We start from the raw sequence: 22,778 nt of genomic DNA, 5'->3' as shown, positions 1-22,778 counted from the left end.
AAAAGGAAAAGATCATGTCCCGGCCTGGAGCCTGAGCAGCAGACTTTGCAAATATGGTGATATGTGTATTTTGTACACATGTTTGGTATGGTTGTGCCCTTGACAGCGTTTAGCTACCTTGGGTATACTACTCAATAACATTAAGATACAAATCGCAAACAAAAGAACATACTATAACTGAATAATGCAGTGATAACTGCTCTCATCAAGAGAGGTGGAGGGATACGGCCCTGTGAAGCCCGGCAACCCGTTTGCAATGTAGCAAGCAGGGTGCCAATTCCGGTGAAATGTGCAGCGCATATTTCGCAAGATGAGGGGAACAGCAATGTAGCGGCCCCCCCAAGTGAGGGGCTTTTTTGTTACCTGTTTCCTGGAATCTGGTGTACCTTACAATTGAAAAAGAGAATTGCGTTGAAGAGGAAGAGTAAATGTGAATGGGCGGCTACAGAGAGTTGACGACGATGAGATGTCAGCGCCGTACCGGCATTGAATATGGCCTCTGAGTTGCAGATTGAACCCTTTTGCGAGGTAGTAGATTGTGCCGTGAGCTACGTTATAGCTGTAGTGTTATAGATTGTCGCTGGCCGTTAGGTTGTGGATAGTTCGGGTGGCTAGTTTGACAGGATAACACTCGTAAAGGTTGGCGCCGTGAGGTGTCAATAGATCAGGGTGGTACCGCGAAGACGTTTACCCCTCGCCCCTGCAGGGTGAGGGTTTTTTTGTTCCTTTTTCCAGGAGGGGGAGTATTACATGGTAGCGCAATTGGAATATATAAACCGAATAAAGACGCAGACAGAGAATGAAGTGTTGACGTTCACTTTTGATCAGCTTTTGCTGCAGCGCGGCGGCCGATTGGGACCGGTGACGCTGGCGTATGAGACGTGGGGAGAGCTCAATGCCACGGGCGATAATGCGATTTTGATTACGCATGCGCTGACCGGTAGTTCTCATGCCCATGATGTCGAGGATCCAGAGAATCCCAGGGCTGCCTGGTGGAATCCCCTGATTGGTCCTGGCAAATACTTTGATACTGCGCGCTACTTTGTGATTTGCGCCAATATTATTGGCGGTTGTTCTGGTAGTACTGGTCCTTCCTCTGAGAATTCTGTGACCGGACGCCCTTATGGCATGCGTTTCCCTGTGATCACGATCCGTGATATGGTGCGGGCTCAGTATAAGCTGATCAAGCACCTGGGCGTGCGCCGACTGGCGATGGTGGCAGGTGGTTCCATCGGGGGTCAGCAGGCGCTGGAGTGGGCGGTTACCTACCCTAACATTGTAGATAAAGTGGCTGTAATTGCGGCCTCGGCGGCTGTGTCGGCTCAGGCGATCGCCTTCAATGAAGTAGCGCGTCAGTCGATTATGGCTGATCCCGCCTGGCAGTGTGGAGATTACCGGCCGGGCCAGGGACCCGCGACGGGCCTGGCGATCGCGCGCATGCTGGCGATGATCACTTATCAGAGTGAGGAGTCGATGGAGCAGCGCTTCGCGCGCAAGCAGGCGCAGCGTGAACCGGTGACGGCTCCAACCTTTTCGCCTGAACTGGGTGGACGCTTCGATGTCGAAAACTATCTCTACTATCAGGGCGATCAGCTTGCTCGCCGCTTTGATGCCAATAGCTATCTCTATATCAGCCGAGCGATGGATCTTTATGATGTAAGCGAGGGGTATGCCTCTCTTGAAGATGCGCTCGGACGCATCCAGAGCGAGATGCTCTTTGTCGGGATCAGCTCCGATTTTCTCTTCCCGGCGTCACATGTGCGCTGGCTGGCAGATAAAGTACAAACCGTTGGAGGCGATGCACGCTATGTGGAGATTGCTTCTCCCCATGGCCATGATGCGTTCCTGAAAGAATGGGACAAATTAAACGCCGTCCTCCGTCAATTCTCACTATAAAAAAAGGAGAAAGAAATCTCATGGCATTAAATAGTAATCGTAGCTATGGTTTTGAAACGTTGTCTTTGCATGCTGGACAGGAAACCGCTGATAGTGCGACCGGGGCGCGTGCCGTGCCTATTTATCAGACCTCGTCTTATGTCTTTGATAGTCCTGAACACGCGGCGAATCTCTTTGCCTTGAAGCAATTTGGCAATATCTATACCCGTATTATGAATCCAACGCAGGATGCCTTTGAGCGCCGTATCGCCGCTCTTGAGGGTGGTGTGGGTGCCCTGGCGGTCTCTTCAGGACAGGCGGCCGAGTCGTTGGCGCTGCTCAATATCGCCGGAGCAGGCGATGAGATCATCTCGTCGGCCAGTCTGTATGGCGGTACCTACAATTTGTTCCACTATACCTTTGCCAAGCTCGGCATCAAGGTCCACTTTGTGGATAGCCGCGATCCTGAGAATTTTCGCTCGCTGATCAACGAGCACACCAAAGCGTTTTACGCGGAGACGCTGGGCAATCCTCGGCTGGATACGCTGGACATCCGCGCGGTGGCCGATATCGCCCATGAAAATGGCCTGCCACTGATCATCGATAATACGTTTGCGACCCCTTACCTGGTGCAGCCTCTCAAGCATGGGGCTGATATCGTGATCCATTCGGCGACCAAGTTTATTGGTGGACATGGCACCTCCATCGGTGGTGTGATTGTGGATGGTGGTAATTTCGATTGGGCTGCCAGCGGCCGCTTCGCCGGTCTGACCGAGCCTGATCCTTCCTACCATGGTGTGCGCTATGTCGAGGCCGTTGGTCCGCTGGCCTACATCATCAAGGCGCGCGTCCAGCTGCTGCGCGACATGGGTCCAGCCACCACTCCGTTCAATTCCTGGCTCTTCCTGCAGGGACTAGAGACTCTGCCGCTGCGTATGGAGCGCCATAGCCAGAATGCGCAGCGCGTGGCGGAATTCCTGGAGCAGCATCCCGCCGTCAGCTGGGTCAGTTATCCTGGCTTGAAGAGTCATCCACAGCATGAACTGGCACAGAAGTACTTTACGCATGGTGGCTTTGGCGCCATCCTGGGCTTTGGCATCAAGGGTGGCCTGGAGGCTGGCAAGCAGCTGATTCGCCATATCGAGCTGTTCTCGCACCTGGCTAATGTGGGTGATGCGAAGTCGTTGATTATCCATCCCGCGAGCACCACCCATGCTCAGTTGACACCTGAGGAGCAGGTTGAGGCTGGTGTTACGCCTGACTTTATCCGCCTCTCCATTGGTCTGGAGACCGTTGATGATCTGACCGATGATCTGGACCAGGCTCTGAATGCTGCGTTGGCCGATGTTGGTGCAGCTACGAATGCGTAGATAAGTCTTCCTTCGGATGCGGGCCGCTGATCACGGGTATGCGCGGTTGAGCGGCCTGGCCCCTGAAGCTGTGTTATGAATGGTGGTGGTCTGCTATGGAACAATCTGTCTGTGTCTTAAAATTTGGCGGTACCTCAGTCGGTAGTGGTGAGCGTATCCGGCGTGTGGCGTCCATTATTGTGGACACCCTGCATGATTCTACAGCCCCTTTTCCCGTCGTGGTAGTCTCGGCTATGTCTGGTGTCACCGATCAGCTTTTGCGGATCGCGCGCTACGCCTGCTCGGGCGAGGGTGAGTCCTGTGATCAGGAACTGAGCTCGCTGCGCCAGAAGCATCTGGATGCCGCCAGCCATGTGACCCACGCGGGCGAGGAGCGAACGCGCTTGCTGGATGAACTGGAGGAGGCGATTGGGAAGCTGAGCGAGGATGTGCAGATCCTGCGTAAGGCGGCGGCCAATGATGATATGGTGCATCTGCGTACGGCCACGGTCGCCTCCTGGGGTGAGCGGCTCTCTATTTTACTGGTGGCGGCGGCTGTGCGTACGCGCGGCGCCGCGGCGGAGCCGGTGCGCAAAGAGGTCATTATTACCAGCCATCCCCCACACGATCTCGCGCAGCCCTTTGGCGTGGTTGAGGGTGCCGATCCTTTGATCGAGGAGACGCGCACCAACGCTCAGATGTTGATCTATCCGCTGGTTGAGGCCGGTGTGGTGCCGATTGCCGCAGGCTTTATGGGGCGCACGATCACTGGTTTTGTAACGACGCTGGGACGCAATGGATCAGATTATTCCGCGACGGTGATTGGCGCGGCTCTTGATTGCGTGGATGTCTCGATTTACACAGACGTTGATGGCGTGCTGACGGCTGATCCCCGCATGGTCGCCAATACCAGATTGTTGACGCAATTATCGTACGCGGAGGCGGCCCGCCTCTCCTGGTTTGGTGCCAAGGTATTGCACCCGCGTACCCTGATCCCCATTGCCCATCGTAACATTCCGGTGCGGGTGCGCAACTCGTTCCGGCCACATATTCGTGGCACGATCATTGGTCCCACTGGACATACCCCAAGTGGGGCGGGCGCGATCACCATTCGCCGCAACATGGCCTTGATTACGGTGGAGAGTACGGACCTCTTTGGTGCTCCGGAGAATGCTGGTCAGGTGTTTGACCTGGCTGCCAGGGCGGGCGCGGCCCCCGCGGCCATCTGTTCTTCTTCCGGCCATCATCTCTCTTTTGTGGTGGATGAGAAGGCGGCCGACTCAGTGGTGGCATTGTTGCAGCGTAACATGGATAAAGAGCTCTGGCGTGTCTCTCTCCGCCGGGGCCTGGCGGCCTGCGCCTGTATCGGCTCGGGTTTTACCAATGATCCAATGAGCCCGGCGCGCGCTATTACCGCGCTGGCCAGCGAGCGTATCCCGGTTATCTCGCAGGGAGCTTCAGAGCAGGGCATTACGCTGATCGTAGAGAATCGTTCGGCTGAGCGCGCCCTGCGCTGTTTGCATCGCGATCTGATCGCCCCGGTGATCCCGCTGGTGCGCCATCCGGCCACCGGTAAAGAAGCACGCCGCCAGGCCTGATAGCCATATCGCTGCATCGAGCAGATGATATAGTATTATAAATAACCAGGGGACGGGTTCGCTTGTGTATGCGGCCCGTCCGTTTTCATAGGATGGATCAGGTTCACACGATCACTGTTCTGAGCTTTAGCGTCTGTAGTGCTCATGAGCCCATTCGTTGTTGGTGCAACAGGTGCGCGATCGCGCACCTGTTGCACCAACAACATAAAATCAGTGCGGCCGCGCATGCGGACGCCTGTGCGGGGGCGTTCACGTGCCCCATACCGACACAAGTCTGGCACTTTCATCGAGCAGTGGGAGGATATATATGGAGACATCGCATAAGAAGATTCCTGTAGGGGTGCTGGGGGCGACCGGCATGGTCGGCCAGCGCTTTATCGAATTATTGCAGGGGCATCCCTGGTTTGAATTGGTGGCCCTGGCGGCTTCGGATAAGCACAATGGACTCCCCTATGCCGAGGTGACCAGCTGGCGCCTGTCGGGGAGCGACATGCCCGCGGATGCGGCGCAGCTCCCGGTGGTGCCGTGTCGTCCCGAGGCTATGCCTGGGGTTAAGGTGGTCTTTTCGGCTCTGCCTGGCGAGATCGCGGGCGAGATCGAGATTGCCTTTGCTCAGGCTGGCGTAGCCGTTTTTAGCAACGCCAAGAACCATCGTATGGGCGCCGATGTGCCCCTGTTGATCCCCGAGGTGAACGCGGACCATATCGCCGCCATCCCTCAGCAGCAGAAACAGCGCGGTTGGTCGGGCTTTATCGTGACCAACGCCAATTGCTCGGCTACGCCGCTGGTGATGGCGCTCAAGCCGTTGCAGTTGGCCTTTGGAGTTAGCAAGGCTCTGGTGACTACTATGCAGGCCATCTCTGGCGCCGGTTATCCAGGAATCCCTTCGTACGACATTCTGGATAACGTTGTCCCCTATATCGGTGGCGAAGAGGAGAAGTTGGAGAGCGAGACGCTAAAGATGCTGGGTGAGTGGCAGGAGGGACGGGGCTTTGTGGATGCGCCGCTGGCGGTGAGCGCCCACTGCAACCGTGTGGCGACCCGTGAGGGACACCTGGAGTGCGCCAGCATCCAGCTGGAGCGTTCGGTTGGCCCCGAGGAGATTATCGCGGCCTGGGAGAATTATGTGCCGGAGCCGCAGGCGGCTGGCCTGCCCAGCGCGCCCAAACATGCCCTCGTCTATCGCCGTGAAATCGATCGCCCACAGACCCTGCGAGATCGAGACGCTGGCAATGGCATGACCGTGACCCTTGGTCGGCTGCGCCCCTGCCCGCTCTTCAGCTACAAGTTTGTCATGCTTGGCCACAACACCATCCGTGGCGCCGCCGGCGGCTCTCTCCTGAACGCCGAATGGTGCGTCCATAAAGGATTACTTTAACAGAGGCCGCGAATGCGGACAGATGAAAAAGGAACCCGGCATACGCCGGGCTCCTTTTTCATCTGTCCGCATTCGCGGCCTCTGTTATGAATATTTACGAATTCTTCGGAATCTCTTTGATCAGGGCTGGTATCAGAACTTGCGCATTGGGCGCGCCAAGGCCTGTAACCGCATCCCAGCCCGCTGCGGCCTGAAATCCTTTCACTTTGGCGGACGGATTGTTATTATTGCCCTGCGTGATGTCGCGGAAAGCGTGGGAATAGCTGTTCGATGCGGCGATCTTATAAAGGGCTGGATTGATGAAGCCCAGCGGTCGACCGGCCATCTGATCGGCGATAGCCATGATCGCGGCCCACACGGGTGAACTTGCACTGGTGCCCCCGGCCTGCGTCCAGTTGCCACCGATATAGACAGCCATGCCAGTGAAAGGATCGGCCACCGCCGAGACATCGGGTACCCCGCGGCGATTTTTAAATTGTTCCTGTGCCGCGGCGGGGAGCAGTTTCTGATAGTCAGGAATGCTAAAAAACTGGCTGAAGCCGCCACCACTACCATTCCACGCTACTTCTTTGAAGGCGCCATGGTTTTCGACGAGATTTGTTCCGCCCACGCTGGTCACCCAGGGAGAAGAGGCCGCGAAACTGGTTGTCTGGACATTCGCGAGCTTGGTCGCATTGAGGTCCGAGTAATCAGTTGCGCCATTGTCTCCGGACGAAGAGAAATAGGTCATGCCCTGCTGTGTTGTTGCTTTCTCCAGCAATTGATTCCAGACATTGAGTTCAGCCTGCCCTTTAGCATCCTTGAAAGTGAGCTCCGAGGCGCCCCAGCTATGTGAGACAATATTGCCTAGCTTATGGTCGATGGTGTATTGTTCAAGCTGGCGAAATTCTGGCAGCCCAATTGTGCCCTCTGTTTCTGCTACCGGGCTGACCAGCAGAACGATTTTAGCATCGGGAGCCAGGGCATGGATAATCTGGACATCCAGCGTCGTTTCGCCAGCCCAGCCAGATTTGTCATGATGGGGATCATATTCGGGCACATTGAGCGGTGCGATAATCTGCAGGTTCACGGGGGGCAGGTTGAAGGTCTGGTCAAATACTTTCATGTCTTGCTGAATAGTAGGGCTACCAAAGGAAACGATATCGATGACGGTTTGCCCTTTACCCGTGTACCCCTTATCGTAGAGCGATTGAATGCCATAGGCTTTGCGCATGGCGGTAGGTGTCAGACAGGTTGGCAGTTGCCCGATACTGGCTGGGCAGGCGTCCGTCGAAGCGGTGCCGGGCGCGGCTGTGGGCGTAGACTGAACCCCATCTCCTAATACTGACTGAGGACTACAGGCAGCCAGTAACAGGATCATGGAGAATAAAGAGAAAAAAAGACGCAGGGTGGTGCGTTTCATCTTAGCTCCTACTTGCACTATGGTGTGAATCGTTAGGTCAATAGTTTGCTTGCTTAATAGCATCGCCATTTCAGAACGTTAACCATATCCTATCATGAATGATGGTTATTGGACAGCAATCAGGTATCGTGCTAAAGATGAAAATGCTTTATTTGATGCATGCTTTAGATAACTATATTTAACATATTTATTTAAAACAGCATAAAACATGCGATAAGATAGAAAATTATGTTATGGTATATAAAATTATTTATATGCTTTTAGCCGTTGATAGCGTAGGATTATTTTCCTATGGCAAAAGAACGTATTTTGTCTTTTCTCATTACATGGGTAAAGTTATAAACAGGAGTCGAGTGCTTCTGAAGTTGGGCCGTATTGTTGTAGTGTAGCTCGGCTGGATTGTGAAGGTTGTACGTAATGTTGTCTTCTGAGCGTTACCATAAGCGTAAAAGCAGCTATCGGCAGCGTAGTCGCATAGCTCCTCTGGCGAATGAAGCTGTCCCGCGTAGTGTCCCCATAGAACAGTTACCATTTCCAGAGCATATGCAATTTTTATCTTATGATGCCGTCCATACACCTCCTCTTTTTCCACCAGCAGGTCCGGGAGAGTATCTCGCGCCACCGCATGAGACCTTTCAACGTATCGCCCGAGGTGGGCAACCCTTTCCATTCTCCAGTAGCGCGCCTGCCATACCCCCTGCCGTGGGCCCTGTTAATTGCACGCAGCAGTTTGTTACCGAACAAAAAACCGAGGAGATCGCATCTGCTTCTATTAGATCCCGGGGAAGCGCGTCACCATCGCTGGTTATTGCACCCGGAGGCGGTAGAACGCCTCCCTCTGGAAAGACCTCGCTGCGAGGAAGGCGCCTGGTGGTCCATAGCGCTCTCAGCTTTTTATTTTTATTTCTCGCATTGGGGGCGACGATGGCTTTGATGCCGGTCGATGCTGGTAATAGCCATGAAGGGAGCACCTTCCCTTTCACTTTCCACATTGCCTCGGTCCACAAAAATGATACAGTTTTGATCACCGCGCAGGAGGCTACCGCTACAGCGGTTACTGTTGACGGCTACGATCCCGGGGGTGGCCATGTTTACGCAGGGGTAAAGGCGGCCCCGGTGAATATCCATCTTCCCGCGGCCGACTATGGTCGATTGAGCCAGTTCTTTTATGGTCAGTGTACGTACTGGGCCAATATGCGCTATCACCAGTTGACCGGCCATTGGATCCCCTGGCTGGGTAATGCCTATCAATGGGCCTACCAGGCGCCGGCGTATGGCTGGACGATCTCTGATACCCCTAATCCAATGGGCCAATCGATTATGGTTTTTAGCCCCTATGCTCAGGGGGCGGGTGCTTACGGCCATGTCGCTGTAGTGGAGAGGATCAATGCCGATGGAAGTGTACTGACCAGCAATTGGAACTGGAACGGGGACTGGGCTACCTTCTCTATGCGTACCTTCTATCCTGGCCGCGGTATCAGCTTTATCTGGTATCCCAATTAAGTACATCTTCCAAGAGAGAGTTGGTGCGCGAGGGCCGATCAGGCCCTCGCGCACCAACTCTCTCTTCTTATACAGTAATATGTTTACAAGCCCTCTCGAGAGAGGGACGGAGCAAGCGGTACACTTGCTCCAGAAACGAGTCGAACGCAGGAGGCGAAAGTCTACCTCTTTCACCTGGCTCGACCAATTAGAAAAGATCGCGCTTCGCCTCCTGCTGTTCCTGGATGGAGCGTCCATTAGAGGATCGTGCCTTCATTGAGCACCGCAGTATAAGAACACGCTGACCCAGGAACAGTTCTCTTCGAGAAGGGAGTTTGCTATGTGGTATGCTGGTATTGATTGGGCGAACGCTCACCACGATGTGTTGGTCATTGACGATGCTGGCCGCCAAGTTGGATCGTTGCGCGTCAACCATACGCCTGAAGGCTTGCATCACCTGAATGCCTTCTTGGAAGATATTACTGGCCCAGATGATCGAGACCAGATGGCTTGCATCATCGAAACATCTCGTGGGCTGCTGATCACTGCGCTGCTGGAAGCAGGTTGGCACGTGTATCCAGTTCATCCCAAAACGGTTGATCGTCGGCGGCCAGCTTCTGGGGTAAAGACGGACGCGCTTGATGCCTACCTGTTGGCGAAACATGGACGGGCTGAACTGGTGGACTTGCGGCGCTTGAAACCTGATAGCGACATCATTGCTGAATTGAAAGCATTGACCCGCGATCAAGATAGCTTGATTCAGAGCCAGACCCGACTGGTAAACCAGTTGACAGCTTGCCTCAAAGCATACTATCCAGTGGCTTTGCAGTTGTTTGCCAAGCTTCAGCAGCATTCGACGCTGATGTTTTTGCAAACCTATCCGACTCCGCAAGCGGCTATGGGGGCCTCGGTACAAGAGATTGAGGTCACATTGCGCCAGGGAAGGCATACCAATCCGACAAAGGCAGCGCCCTTGATCTTCCAGAGGCTGCATCAATCCCATTTGACCGCTGATGCGATTACAACGCGGACCAAGTCCCGCCTGATGTTGGTCCAAGTCAAGCAACTGCTGCCGCTGGTGGAAGAGATCGCCGAATATGATAAGGTGATTGAAGACCTTTTTTTGACCCACGCTGACAGTCCGATTTTCAGCAGTTTGCCCCGTGCTGGAAAACGGCTCGCCCCTCGACTGTTGGCGGAGATTGGGGATGAGAGAAGCCGCTACCTGCGAGCGAGCAATTTGCAGGCGTTGGCTGGAACCTCGCCCGTCATCTTTCAGAGTGGAACCTACGCGAAAGCCCACCGCCGTTATGCCTGTAGTAAACCTCTGCGCAATGCCTTGCACCAGTTTGCGTGGCAAAGTACCCAACAAGAACCCTGGGCGAGGGATTACTATCTGCGTAAACGAAGTGAAGGGAAAAGCCATACGGAAGCCGTTCGTGCCCTTTCTAATCTGTGGGTGAGAATCCTCTTTGCGCTCTGGAGCAAGCACGAGTGCTATGACGCTGCCATCTTTCAGTCCGCGAAGCTGGCTCATGCTCCCAGAGCCGCATAGAAAGGGCCATCTTTGAAAGGCAAAACCGCCTGTTTTTTTGCCTTCAGCTGAGCATGTCTTCTTCTGATCATGCAAGCAGCGCGGTGTCAAGGAAAGTGAAGCGGCTTGACACCGCGCTGCGGCATGATATGCTCCTTCATGCTCAGTTGAAGGCAGTCCTTGTTTCCCCAGTTTCATTTCCCCCTTTCAGCTTTTCTTGATGCGCTTTTTAGACTTGACATAGAGGATCTTTTCTTTCGCCACCCGCGTGGTGGCACCTGGAGGATCACAAGGGCCGCGCCCTTTTTGTAAGAGGAGTATTAGGCCACATTAAAATTCTTATATGCAAATAAGCGATAGTTATATGGTCCTAAAAGAGGTCTGATTAATTGACTGAAACGCCGCTAATTATGTAAAGTCAGGTTGAGTATTTGAAAAAATCTATTTGGAGCGTCATCTTTTGATGCACCCTTGTAAAACTAAAGGTAATGTGTATGTTATTTCGTGATCGTTCCCGTAATGCCGATACTGAGCAACACCAAGGCGTTACTCCTCCGGCGTCCAATGGGGGAGGCGCTCCGAGCATGTTGATGGAGCAGGGAGGTGTCCCTGTCCCAAATACTCCAATGGCTGCCCCCGGTGATGCGCAGGCCCCCCTTGTCCCTATGCCTCTAGATGCCGGAGCTATGCCTGGTATCGCACCGAGAACCACCGATCCGCTCCGTGAGGTTGTATTTATTCCTTCCACTGGTAAGAAAAGCACGGGGACGTTGCGTCCTCCCAGGGGGAGGCGAACCGTGGTGCATATCGGTGTGGCGGTAGCCTTGATTGTCATCGTCATTGGAGCGTTTGCCGCTGTCCTTCCTACCAGTAATGGCCAGGCTAGCAGTACCCTGACAAAGATATTTAATCCGGGCAGCGACACCAAAACCTCTCAAGGCAATAATACTGCGTTGATCGCGGCCCAGGCCGCCACGGCGACCGCGGTGACGCAGGATGGCTTTGACGCTGGTAACCAGGTGTACGCCGGTGTTCAGGCAGCTCCTACAGTCACTACTAACATTATCCCCGCTCAAGATCAAGGTAGCTTAAACCGCTTCTTCTATGGCCAGTGTACCTACTGGGCTAATATGCGCTATCACCAGTTGACCGGTCACTGGGTCCCCTGGCTGGGTAATGCTTATCAGTGGGCCTATCAGGCCCCCGCGTATGGTTGGAAGACATCGTCGGTCCCCAATCCATATGGACCATCGATCATTGTGCTGGCCCCCTACACTGAAGGCGCTGGCGCCTATGGTCACGTCGCGGTCGTTGAGACAGGTGTTAGCAATCCCTACAATGGCGTCTCAACCAGTAACTGGAACTGGAATGGCAATTGGGCTACAACTACCTACTGGACCTTCTATCCTGGTTCTGGCGTGACCTTTATCTGGTTCCCGGGTTAAGCGATAATTCTATGCATGTGGAGATAGGAATATTCTATCTCCACTTTGTTTTTTATGTGGCTATTTTTGCAAAAAAAAGTAAAACCGCATGGGTACATAGTCCTAATAAGTATCAATAAATTGACGCACATAGGTGTAATTAGATAAATTGGGGTCGGAAGTCTAGAGAAACGCATGGCTTGCGACTCTTAAGAGATGTTTTATCCAAGTGAAGGAAGTATACATGTTTTCGAATGAACACACTGCTACGTCGTCCGACGTAGAACAGCTGGATTTTGACACTTCTTCCCAGCCAAAAGGTGGTGTTGCCACATCCCAGCTTCCTGCTGAGCAGTTGCCAGCGGTGGTGAAGGGGACAGAGGTACAGCCAGCTGCTGTTTCCAGTGCGAATAAGGAACTTACTTCCCCTCAACGCGGACCAATCTTCATTCCTGGTACTGGCAAAAAAAGCTCCGGTACATTGCGCCCTCCCACGGGACGAAAGGCTGTCGTCAATATTGGTGCTACAGTTGCCCTGGTGGCGGTTATAATTGGTGCTCTAGCAGCTGTGATACCGGTAAGTTCTGGTTTGGCGAATGGTTGGGGAAATATATTTCATCAGAGCTCTAATACGGTTACGTCACAGCAGAATAATACTGCGTTGATCGCGGCCCAGGCCGCCACGGCGACCGCGGTGACGCAGGATGGCTTTGAATATAATGGCGCCGGCGGTAAGTATTCTTTTGCTGGCGTGCAGAATAATTTTACTTTGCCTGATGGCACGCAGACAAATCAACAGCCCGCACAGCAGACGGGGCCTACCTCGACCGGTACGACGAATGGGATCTCTTCTAGCACCGGTACGATCGCTGATAGCAGCTTTGTAAATCCATTTACGCCGGGACAGTGTACCTATTGGGCCGACTATGAGTACCACCATTTGACCGGTTACGCCGTCACGTGGAGCGGTAATGCCTCGGCCTGGGCGGCCGGTGCGGCTGCCGCTGGCTGGGTTGTTTCTTCCCAACCTCATGTGCCCTCGATTATCGTGCTGCAGCCAGGTACGCAGTATGCCGGTTGGGCGGGGCACGTAGCCGTGGTTGAGAAAATAAACGCCGATGGTTCGGTGGCCACCACCAATTGGAATGTTGTCGGTTGGGGAGTCTTTTCCTGGAATACGTATCAACCGGGCCCGGGGGTCTCTTTTATCTGGCATCCATAACCTGTATTGACCTGGTTGAAATGATGAGGAAGAGCCAACACTGTATTGGCCTTCCTCATTTTTTGTCTCCCCATTGGGTGAGCAGGCGTGTATAGTGGGCAATCATTTCCTGATGCCTTGTCCTCTCCTCAGGTGGACTATCCGTGAGCTGCTGCTCGTGATAGGCCAGCAGGGCCTGGGCGGCGCAGATCGATCTGGGTGAGACCCGCGTGCGTTTAATGCATTCGGCCGGGAGAGGTTGCCAGTGGGAACTGTTATGCCAGTTGATGTACGGGCAGTTTCGACAGCGGTTGGAGCAGCAGAAGCCGCGACGAATAAGATAGCCTCGCGTTGCCACATACAAACCATTTGATGTTACCTCCCAATCCCCTTCTTCTTTCCTCAAGTACATAATTAGACCTTTCCCTGTACCCATCCACTTATATATCATTTTTACGCCTGGCTGGCACAGTCTTGCTGAGAATGCACTACCTGTTGAAGTATTGTAGCTGAAAAAAGTGGGACAGGGCAAGGTTGCCTCCTATGGATGCCACTTCGATAGCAGCCGTTCATTAGCCCTGGTCGTGACCGCGATCTCTCGAATTCTTCTTCTGTCTAGCAAGCCGTTTTCCGTGATGACGTGCGTCAAGAGCCGGTAGGGGGTATGGTCGAAGTAGAAGTTGCGCACCTGAATGCCGGATGGAGCATCGGCAAAAACCTCCTGAGGCTCTTTCTCTTCCAGAAGCGCCAGGTTGCTGGCTATGCGTGCTGGATCGTGCTCGTGCCAGCGTTTGGGTGAGATCTTAAGCGTCTCGCTGAGGACGTAAAAAGGGACGTCGTGCCCACGGGCGGCCCAGGCCAGTAGCGTGGTTCCAGCTTTATTCAGCAAATCTCCGTTGATCAGGAGGCTATCGGCCCCTACGACCACACCCTGGCATTGTGGCAAAAAAATATCCGCCTGTGCATCGGTAATGATGGTGACCGCAATCCCTTTTTCATGCAGGGCCTGGGCCATGGCGCGCCCTTCGTAACGAGGACGGCCCTCCAGCACTGTGACATGTTCTATCTGATCCTTCAGTGCTACCAGAACCTCTAAAACGGTTCCTGAGATGCTGCAGGTCATCAGTCGCCCCTTTACATAGGGACGTGCATGTTCGGCCATGCGCCCGGTCGCCGATGCATAGTCGTCCAGTAACTGCTGAGCCGCCTTCCCCATGGCCTCCAATCCTTCTTCATGCGCCTGTATGACGTGTCCGACCGCGCTGCTGAGCGCCCCCATGGCCGGTCGGGCCTGAACGATCTGCCGGGCACCGCTGGCCAGGAGCCGCAGGCGTTCGGATGCTGGACGCTGCTCATCCCGCGCCAGGTCGCGCAGAATTGTAATCGTCTCTTTGACCAGCCAGCGGGAGCCATGTTCGCGATCTTCGCATACCTGCTGAATACGTTGTTCAACTGTTTCCATACACCATTACTTCACTTTACATAAAGAAAAAAATTAACTGATATGGGTTGCTATTCGTCTTTTGATAGGTTAGACGATGCGATTTAGTGTAGCATAACCTCCAGCCCCCTGGATACTCCCAGCTAGATCGCATCGTTATTTTTCAATTTTGTCGTTTTGGGCTTCTTTCTCTCTTCCTAAAAAAGAGTGTCTTACTCCTGTCTTATAGGGGCACGTGCGTATCACCGCACGCGCGGCCGCTGCGCGGCCGCACTAGTATTTATAAGTTGGGGCAGCAGGGCGCTGAGGCGCCCTGCTGCCCCAACTTATAAATACTAGTGCGGTATCAGCAGTGCACACCAGTCTATATATGGGAGCTAGAGGTGGAGGGCGCTGAGGCGCCCTCCACCTCTAGCTCCCATATATAAAAACTAACGCGGCCGCGCAGCGGACGCGAGTGCGGGGGTGCTCAAGCACCCCCAGCCAATTGTAAGACCTGCTCTTACAATTGGCTGGGTGCTTGCTGCCTTTAATTGGCTCTTGTGGGGTAGCGATTGGATTGGTTACACTGTTGATATCAACAGCCAATTGGGAGGAAGACATGGGACAGGCACAGACCAACTATCAGCCATTGCCTTTGTTTATGGCATCCATTCGTTCGTTTATCCATCTTGAGCGTTCAAATGGTATTCCGCTCTATCGGCAGATCAGCCAGGGGTTGCGCGAGGCGATCCTTTCTGGCGAACTGCCCGAGGGGACGCGCCTCCCTCCTGAACGTACGCTGGCTCGGGAACTGGGCGTAAACCGTACAACGGTCATGAATGCCTATAACGATTTGTCGGCCGAGGGCTTGATTGAGGGACATGTAGGACGGGGAACACTGGTGAAGCGTGGCTCTCTTCGTCCGGAGGAGGACTATTTTGATCAGACCACACCCTCCTGGTTGCTGGGGTTGGCGGCAAATGAGGATTCACTTATCGGACGCGACACGCGCGCGGTAAGCGAACTAACCTCGCTGAAAGCCGGGGAAGAGATTATTTCGCTGGCCCAGGGGACACCCTCCGCCGATATGTTGCCGGCCGACCTGATTCGGTCGATTATGGCCGATAGCCCGCTTGAAGCTCAACGCAGTGCGCTGGGCTATTGCCCGGTTGACGGCCTCTTAAGCTTGCGCCGCCATATCGCGGCTCGCATGCGCACCCGCGGCGTGCGCGTAGATGTGCAGAACATCCTGATCCTCTCGGGTTCCACGCAGGGTTTGGGATTGCTGGGGCGTTTCCTACTTTCACCTGGCGATGAAGTTGTGGTCGAGGTGCCAACCTACCTGGGTGCGATCCAGATGTTTCGGGCGTTGGGTGCGCGCATTATTGGCATCCCCACCGATAGTGAGGGGATGCGTGTGGATCTGCTGGAGGCGATCCTGGCTCGCCGTCAGCCGCGTTTCATCTATACCCTGCCGACCTTCCAGAATCCTACTGGTGTAGTGATGTCCGTTGAGCGGCGCCGACGCCTGCTGCAATTGGCGAGGCGCTACCAGGTTCCTATCGTTGAAGACGATGCTTATGGCGAGATCTACTTTGGCGAGCAGCCATCCCAGCCCCTGAAGTCCCTGGATACCTATGGCAATGTCTTATATCTGAGCACCTATTCGAAGATGCTGGCCCCTGGTTTGCGCGTGGCCTGGCTGGCTGCTCCCGAACCCGTGATTGAGCGCATGGGATTATATAAGCAAACCTTTGACCTCAATACGAATGCGTTAGGACAGTGGATTATTGCGGAATTGATACGCCGCGATCTGCTGGATGGACATCTCTCGCGGGCACGCCAGTGCTATCAACATAAGTTGAATCTGATGCTAGAAGCTATCGCGACCTACTGGCCCTCGGGGGGACGTGCCTATCCGCCTACCGGTGGTATGCATCTCTGGTGCCGTCTGCCTCATGGGATGCAGGCGCGACACCTGTTGCGCGAAGCGGCCCACGAACGGGTCGCGTTCGTTTGTGGTGATCTGTTCCATGTTGACGGAGGCGGACACCACTATATTCGCCTGAGTTTTGCCTCTCCTGAAGAGGCGCATATTACCGAGGGTGTGCGTCGCATCGGAGTCGCCATGCGTCGTTTGCTGGCTCGCAGGACGCATTCAGAGGAGCAGGATCTCCCCATCGAGCACATGCCGATGGTCTGACCTATCCTACCCTTGTGGAACGGGTTTTGCTGGCTCCTGATCTGTTTCGCTATCTGCCTTCTCTTTGCCCCATTAGTCCTATTGATTTGGTGGATACGGGCATTATGAGTATCTTAGCATGATAGAAGCTGTAATTTTGATTGACTGGTGGGCATGTGAATAGAAGGAGGTTGCAATCAAAATGGAGCATAAACAGCAGAAAAAGTCTGAAGAGGCGCAGGAGCAGCGGGAAGAAACATCGGTACCGGCCGCCGAGCGGCAATCGGGAGAAGAGGTCGTGCCTGGCGTGCCGATTGTACGTAGCAATACTCCGCGCCCACTTTCATATGAGATGATGATATCTTCTGGAGGCCAGTATCCAGCCGAGAATCGGCCTGAGATCGCGCCTCCCTTTCCCTCGAAAGCACCATCGGCGCCTCCCCTACCCGAAGAGATCAGCGAGTCTGATGGCGAGAAAGCATTGGCCCCGGTCTCTACCAGCCAACCCGGTCCCGTCGAAGAGGAGCAGGAATTTATCTGGCTATTTGAATATGGCCTGGAAATGGACGCCGCGATTTTAAATAGTCCCGAACGACTGGATGGCCTGGCCCTGTTGTATGGCCCCGCAGTCCTTAAGGGCTATACATTCGTGATTGGCGCCCAGCGTATCCATGGCAGTACCGGACCCACCATCGTCGCGATCAGCCCCAGTTTAGAGCCCGACGCGGAGGTATGGGGCGTGCTCTATCGCATCCCTCGCCGGGTGTCTGAACCAAACGGGAACGACCCATCGTTGCTTGATACTATCCATGCCGCAATCACGCCGCAGAAGTTTTTTAAGGGGATCCAGGTGGCGGTCCATGAATCTTATCGGGAACGTGAGATAACCAGTACTACCTATGTCGCAACCGATCTCGCCTATCAGCAGCTGCACTTTACTTTGCCTGAACAGGGGACCGGTGATCCGGCTTTTATGCAGCGCCTGGCGCAGATCGCGCGCAAGCATAAAATACCTGAAAGCTATATTCAGAGATTATGGGAGCAACGTGTAAATCTTGAGGGTGAGCAATCAGCCGGGGAACACTTCATGGGTCAGCGCTCACGACGTGTCAGCGCCATGAATAGCGCTTCAGAGGAGAGCACCATGCACAATAGCCCCCTTGGTCAGTATATCTCTCATTCATCTCAGGTGGCCGGACTGCATTCCTCGCATGTATCGGAGCTACGTTCGGCCCATCTGCCAGCGGACATGCTGTCTGGTTCAGGAAGTGAAACAGCGACCGCGAATGAACATAATACCGAGCCCCTGCCCGTTTTTAAAGAATCACTTCTGCCCTCTGCTAACCTTATTCCACGTTCATTTCTGCCACAGTCCACGCTGCAGACACAACGCTGGCTGATGATTTTCGCCATCTACCTGGTTGCGCTATTGCTGATCGTGTTGATTGTCGCCATCATTCAAGGATTGGGTGTGGCCAATGGGGTGTTTAATCAAAGCTTCGAACCACTGGGGGTGCCCTGGCTAGTTATGATGTATGGACTTTTAGGAGGATGTATCAGTTGCATCGTTACCCTGAGCCGCCTGCAGATAGATCGCCCCCCTACATTTATCGTTATTACCTGGTTCACGCGTCCCTTTATTGGATCGGTACTGGCTATCCTCAGTTATATTTTATTAACCAGCGGTGTCTTTATCTGGAGCGCGAACCTGCACCGCCATATCGCCCTTTTTTCACTCGTCGGCGCCCTGGCCGGCCTCTGCGAAGGGCGTGTGTTTTTTCGGCGCCCCTGATCTGAATAAAAAATAATTGCTATGGTGAGGGAAATATGACGCTTGCCCTCATATCTCCCTCACCATAGCAATGAAGAATTGCCATTTTAATCAATCACATTATCAAAGATAGCATGCACAACGCGCTCAGGATCATGACGCGCCAGCGAATCACCTTCCAGATTAAAGCGCCCGACAACCACGCTGGGAACCATGCGCTCCACTTGCTGCTGATCAACCTGTACCGGCATGCTTCCTTTTTCCTCGTAAGCGCTTAGAACCTCTGGCAAAAAGGTACCGTTATTCAGCAGGACACGGTCTACCCGCGCACCTAGATAATGGTGAATCACATTGACAAAATCCGATGCTTTGTAGTTATCGGTCTCACCGTGCTTTGTCATCAGGTTACAAATATAGACTTTTTCCGCGTCAGATTCGCGTACCGCGCGGGCAATCTCCGTCACCAGTAGATTGGGTAAGAGACTGGTATAGAGGTCGCCGGGACCAATGATGATGGTGTCAGCGCGGCGGATGGCGCGAACCGCTTGCTGACAAGCGGGTGCATCTCCGGGTATCAGGCGCAAATTTTGAATGGGTGACAGCGGACCAGGATGTTTTTCTCCTCGTGTATCTATTTCTGTTTCACTGCATATCGCGGTGCCGTCTTCAAGATCAGCACAAATAGTGGTTTGAGCCAGGGTTACAGGCACAACGTTGCCAGCGGTATCCAGTAACTCTTGCGCATCTTCAATGGCCAGCAGAAGATCTTCATTGTTAATATCTTGCAGACCCTTCAGAATAAGATTGCCCAGGCTATGTCCGCCAACTCCCCCAATAGCATTGGGTTCGGTGGCATCTTCGGATTTTTCAAAGCGATGCATGAATACTTCTCGCCACAGGGCTCCGTTACGAGCCAGCGCAACCAGTGACATGCGGAGATCGCCCAATGGCAGCTGGCGGCGGAACTCGTCCATGAGCCGGCGTGAGCTACCGCCACTGTCCGACATATTGACCACAGCAGTGATATTAAATGGATATTTTTTGAGATGGGAAAGGAGTGAAAATGTTCCTGATCCTCCGCCGATAGTTACAACACGGCGTCCTGCAAACTGATCTCCTGTGCGCAAATTCCTCTGCACTAGGCTTCTCCTTCGGCTGATTCCAGGTTCGTTATCCACAATATGTTCCTCTACACAAATACGCATTATACAGATGCACAGCATGAGTCTGCTCACTTACGCTATGATGTGCATTTTGTAATACGTACGACGTTGTTATTTTTTCGACATATATTTGATAAGCAAACATTGTAGTATAAACAATCGGAGAAAATGATAATTTTCAATATCTATCATTTTCGAAACAAGGGTCTGTTTTCTTCCGACAGTCTATCACGACAGTATATCTCGTGCAAGAATTGTATTTGCCTACCCTTATCGGCTACTTATTTAAGTAGGAGTTTCTGGCTACCGGTGCCGAATGAATTATACTCAGCTATAATATATGTTATGCTATTACGCAGCAAATATAGCTGTAAGCCAGCATTTCTTCTTATGTTATTTGAACAGTTTATCCTCCCATAAGTCCTATCTTCTTGTGTAAGGAATGGAATTACGCTATACTGTTGTCAACGGGAATCTCTTCGACACTTTGTGGGCGCGGTGTCGGGGGCGCAAGACTCCCGTTGTATTTTTATATGCTCTCTATGTTACTCTCCATGCAATTTTTCTCCTTACACTTTAACTCTTTGCCCGTCCATCCCTTACAGGATAAAGTTTTGGTGAAGTTTTAATAATCCTCATTTATTTTGGTCTATTAATAAGATAAAAATATAGGTTTAGGGTGTTTTATTTTGCATAACGGTAGTTTGGTATCCACTGGTTTATCAATCCATTAAACAATATATCGCATCATGAGTGATATGTGTACCTATGAGACTAGATGTGTTATAATTGCTCTTATTTTTAAGGGAGGAATGCGCTAGTGACACAGAATGCGGATAACAGGATGTTACTTTATCGGGCCAGACTCCAGGTGGAAGAAGGCAGATATGACGCGGCTCTGGACGTATTGAAAAGCATGCAGCTTGATAATGAGAAGCAGCAACAAGAAGTAGCGTATCTGCTTGGCTGGTGTTATATTCAGCGCCAACAGTGGGAGGAGGCGCTCAATACACTTTCACCACTTCTGGTGGGAATGGATGAACGCCTGGCTGTAGAGACACCACAGGAGCGTGAGCGCCATGCGATGGCGTTGCTACGACTGGGAATGGCTGCGGTGAACCTTTCAACTTATGAGGATGCCTCTCTTCATTTTACGCGTTGCCTGAAGGTACTACACGATCGACGTGTTCATCTGCCGGTGGTTCGTATCCATGCGCGTTACTACCTGGCCATGACGTGTCTGATGCGTGGTTTATATACTCCAGCCCTTGAGCACTACGAAGAGGCGATACGCCTCTGCAATCACTACGGTAATGAAACGGCTCTGCCCGATATCTACTATGGCCTGTGCGATGTCTATCGTGCGATGAATAAGCTTGTTGATTCGTACAATGCCGGCCAGGAGGCGTTGCGCCTGTATATGGCGCGCGATGATCAGCAGATGGCGGCGCGCATGCACAATATGCTCGGCCATGTCTGTATGCAGATGGGCAATTATCGCGAGTCTTCTGACCACTATACTGAATCGCTGGCCATGGCAACCAGTTATCAGGGACCAACGCTGGCTATGTTGAACTGCGCCGCCCTGGCAGAGGTGCGTCTGGCGGAGAAGCGCCTGACGGAGGCCCGACGCTATTGTCAGCTGGCCCTGACGACGATGGAGCAGACCGATGATGTGCATATGCAGGGGCGCGTCTATCATGTGATCGCCAAGGTGACGTATGCAGCGGCTCTCCACGAGGACGGGACCCGGCGTCGCCAGCTGTTGGAAGAGACCCTTTCCTGGTATGAGAAGGCTAAGACGTGCCTGGCCGCAACCCAGGCTTACGCCGATGAGGCTGAGATCTACGGTGGTTGGGCGCAGGTTCTGGAAGAACTCGGCCGAGACGCTGAGGCCATTGAATGCTGGCGCGCCGGCTATACCGTGCTCCACCAGTTTAGAGAAGATGGGAAATAATCTGGTGGGCCTATATCTATTTTATGTACCAGCACAGCAGAGATATGACCCATCAGTTATGTGAATTGGGATCAAGCTGTCCCGAAGCTTAATCCCAGTTGCCCTAACCATTTGCGATAAGCGATGGCGGTGCGATCTGATCGCAGATGTAGTTCGGCCTGCAGGTCCAGGGGCAGTAGTTCTGGCCGCTGCGATTCTACGATCGGCACATCCTGCATAGTGATCAGGTTCTGAAATCCCTGGATTTCGCTCTCGGTGAGATCGCTATAATCCATAGCTACATATGCCCACGCATGTGAAAGATTGGGCGCTACCGGCGTGATGGTGAAGAACATGGCAAAGTGGGGACCCGCCGAAGATTTCACAAATCCAGCCGTCAGCGGCCGATACACGCGATACGTATAGGAGACATAGGCCCCTTGCCCGCGACCATCGGGATCAGGTTGCCAGACGGTGATGTTGCTGGCCGTGATACCATCCTCATCAGTTGTTACCTGGTAATCATTGACTTCAGCGTGTGCGGGATCTCCCAGGTATGATTGGTGCACAAACGGAAAGTGCGTAATATCCAGAAAGTTTTCAATTGCCCTGGGCGCGCTGGCTTTGTATGTGTATGGCCCGCAGTGAACCTTGCGATAGCTGGCGTCCTCCCATTGAGGAAAATGCGGAATATCCCTGGTCGCCTTTCCCAGGCAGACCCAGATCCAGCCATATCGTTCGCGAGCCTGGTATACCCTGGCCCGCGCACGCTCTGATGGCTGCTGATTGGGATGGGCGGGGTAGCGTATACATTGACCTTCTTGATTATAGACCCAGCCATGATAAGGACAGGCCAGGGTCCCGTGCTCAACCTTGCCAAGCGAGAGCCTGGTCCCCCGATGGACACACAGGTCCTGCCAGGCGCAGACCTTTCCGCCTACGCGCCAGAGCACCAGGTCCTCTTCCAGCAGGCGGACCGCTCTGGTCTTCCCTTCCTGCACCTCCTCTACCCGTGCGACGACATGCCAATCGTTCACCAGCACCGGATCATTAAGCATAA

At 53.4% G+C, this 22,778-nt stretch carries 16 protein-coding genes, 1 riboswitch and 1 other annotated feature; of the genes, 11 read left to right on the top strand and 5 right to left on the bottom strand.

Features of this window, described 5'->3' with window-relative positions; translation table 11 throughout:
- Window positions 1-199 precede the first annotated feature (199 nt).
- Window positions 200-317, top strand: a riboswitch (SAM riboswitch).
- Window positions 318-402: 85 nt separating this feature from the next.
- Window positions 403-705: a binding site (T-box leader), on the top strand.
- Window positions 706-750: 45 nt separating this feature from the next.
- The 4 genes from metX (at window position 751) to asd (ending at window position 6,200) form a co-directional block, all read left to right on the top strand.
- On the top strand, window positions 751-1,896 hold the full coding sequence (metX, locus tag KTT_RS06705; RefSeq protein ID WP_126595239.1) for a homoserine O-acetyltransferase MetX: 1,146 nt from the start codon (window positions 751-753) through the stop codon (window positions 1,894-1,896).
- A gap of 20 nt (window positions 1,897-1,916) precedes the next feature.
- Window positions 1,917-3,245 carry a homocysteine synthase gene (locus tag KTT_RS06700; RefSeq protein ID WP_126595238.1) on the top strand — a complete coding sequence of 443 codons (1,329 nt, stop codon included), beginning with the start codon at window positions 1,917-1,919 and terminating at the stop codon, window positions 3,243-3,245.
- A 95-nt stretch (window positions 3,246-3,340) separates the two neighbouring features.
- On the top strand, window positions 3,341-4,822 hold the full coding sequence (locus KTT_RS06695; protein WP_126595237.1) for an aspartate kinase: 1,482 nt from the start codon (window positions 3,341-3,343) through the stop codon (window positions 4,820-4,822).
- A 307-nt stretch (window positions 4,823-5,129) separates the two neighbouring features.
- Window positions 5,130-6,200: an aspartate-semialdehyde dehydrogenase gene (asd, locus tag KTT_RS06690; protein ID WP_126595236.1), complete on the top strand. Its 1,071-nt coding sequence runs from the start codon at window positions 5,130-5,132 to the stop codon at window positions 6,198-6,200.
- Window positions 6,201-6,294: 94 nt separating this feature from the next.
- Here the strand turns inward: asd and KTT_RS06685 are convergent, their stop codons facing one another.
- Window positions 6,295-7,602, bottom strand: a complete 1,308-nt coding sequence (locus KTT_RS06685) for a S53 family peptidase (protein WP_160145691.1) — start codon at window positions 7,600-7,602, stop codon at window positions 6,295-6,297.
- 417 nt (window positions 7,603-8,019) lie between these two features.
- Here KTT_RS06685 and KTT_RS06680 point away from each other — a divergent pair, with 417 nt between their 5' ends.
- The 4 genes from KTT_RS06680 (at window position 8,020) to KTT_RS06665 (ending at window position 13,264) form a co-directional block, all read left to right on the top strand.
- Window positions 8,020-9,105, top strand: a complete 1,086-nt coding sequence (locus tag KTT_RS06680) for a CHAP domain-containing protein (RefSeq protein ID WP_126595234.1) — start codon at window positions 8,020-8,022, stop codon at window positions 9,103-9,105.
- Window positions 9,106-9,424: 319 nt separating this feature from the next.
- Window positions 9,425-10,639: an IS110 family RNA-guided transposase gene (locus KTT_RS06675; protein WP_126594464.1), complete on the top strand. Its 1,215-nt coding sequence runs from the start codon at window positions 9,425-9,427 to the stop codon at window positions 10,637-10,639.
- A gap of 473 nt (window positions 10,640-11,112) precedes the next feature.
- On the top strand, window positions 11,113-12,063 hold the full coding sequence (locus tag KTT_RS06670) for a CHAP domain-containing protein (RefSeq protein ID WP_160145690.1): 951 nt from the start codon (window positions 11,113-11,115) through the stop codon (window positions 12,061-12,063).
- 223 nt (window positions 12,064-12,286) lie between these two features.
- Complete coding sequence (locus KTT_RS06665; protein WP_126595232.1) at window positions 12,287-13,264, top strand: CHAP domain-containing protein; 978 nt, start codon at window positions 12,287-12,289, stop codon at window positions 13,262-13,264.
- 55 nt (window positions 13,265-13,319) lie between these two features.
- Here the strand turns inward: KTT_RS06665 and KTT_RS06660 are convergent, their stop codons facing one another.
- Together KTT_RS06660 and KTT_RS06655 are read right to left on the bottom strand one after the other, a co-directional pair.
- On the bottom strand, window positions 13,320-13,655 hold the full coding sequence (locus KTT_RS06660) for a DUF5522 domain-containing protein (protein ID WP_126595231.1): 336 nt from the start codon (window positions 13,653-13,655) through the stop codon (window positions 13,320-13,322).
- Window positions 13,656-13,784: 129 nt separating this feature from the next.
- Window positions 13,785-14,705, bottom strand: a complete 921-nt coding sequence (locus KTT_RS06655) for an eIF2B alpha/beta/delta subunit family protein (protein WP_126595230.1) — start codon at window positions 14,703-14,705, stop codon at window positions 13,785-13,787.
- A gap of 580 nt (window positions 14,706-15,285) precedes the next feature.
- Between KTT_RS06655 and pdxR the strand changes: the two genes are divergently transcribed.
- Together pdxR and KTT_RS06645 are read left to right on the top strand one after the other, a co-directional pair.
- Window positions 15,286-16,869 (top strand): MocR-like pyridoxine biosynthesis transcription factor PdxR, encoded by a 1,584-nt coding sequence (gene pdxR / locus KTT_RS06650; protein WP_126595229.1) that lies wholly within the window; start codon window positions 15,286-15,288, stop codon window positions 16,867-16,869.
- A 181-nt stretch (window positions 16,870-17,050) separates the two neighbouring features.
- Window positions 17,051-18,640, top strand: a complete 1,590-nt coding sequence (locus KTT_RS06645; protein WP_126595228.1) for a gamma-glutamylcyclotransferase family protein — start codon at window positions 17,051-17,053, stop codon at window positions 18,638-18,640.
- 86 nt (window positions 18,641-18,726) lie between these two features.
- Here KTT_RS06645 and KTT_RS06640 read toward each other — a convergent pair whose 3' ends face one another.
- Window positions 18,727-19,758: a gluconeogenesis factor YvcK family protein gene (locus KTT_RS06640; RefSeq protein ID WP_235845624.1), complete on the bottom strand. Its 1,032-nt coding sequence runs from the start codon at window positions 19,756-19,758 to the stop codon at window positions 18,727-18,729.
- Between the two features lie 844 nt (window positions 19,759-20,602).
- On the opposite strand from KTT_RS06640, the gene KTT_RS06635 reads away from it, so the two are divergent.
- Window positions 20,603-21,739 (top strand): tetratricopeptide repeat protein, encoded by a 1,137-nt coding sequence (locus KTT_RS06635; RefSeq protein WP_126595226.1) that lies wholly within the window; start codon window positions 20,603-20,605, stop codon window positions 21,737-21,739.
- Window positions 21,740-21,810: 71 nt separating this feature from the next.
- On the opposite strand, the gene KTT_RS06630 is transcribed toward KTT_RS06635, so the two are convergent.
- Window positions 21,811-22,776, bottom strand: coding sequence for an aromatic ring-hydroxylating dioxygenase subunit alpha (locus KTT_RS06630; RefSeq protein WP_126595225.1), 966 nt, complete (start codon window positions 22,774-22,776; stop codon window positions 21,811-21,813).
- Window positions 22,777-22,778: the final 2 nt, after the last annotated feature.

Origin of the sequence: Dictyobacter aurantiacus, from assembly GCF_003967515.1 — a bacterium.
Taxonomy (GTDB): Bacteria; Chloroflexota; Ktedonobacteria; order Ktedonobacterales; family Ktedonobacteraceae; genus Dictyobacter; species Dictyobacter aurantiacus.
This window is presented reverse-complemented; position numbering and strand designations above follow the sequence as displayed.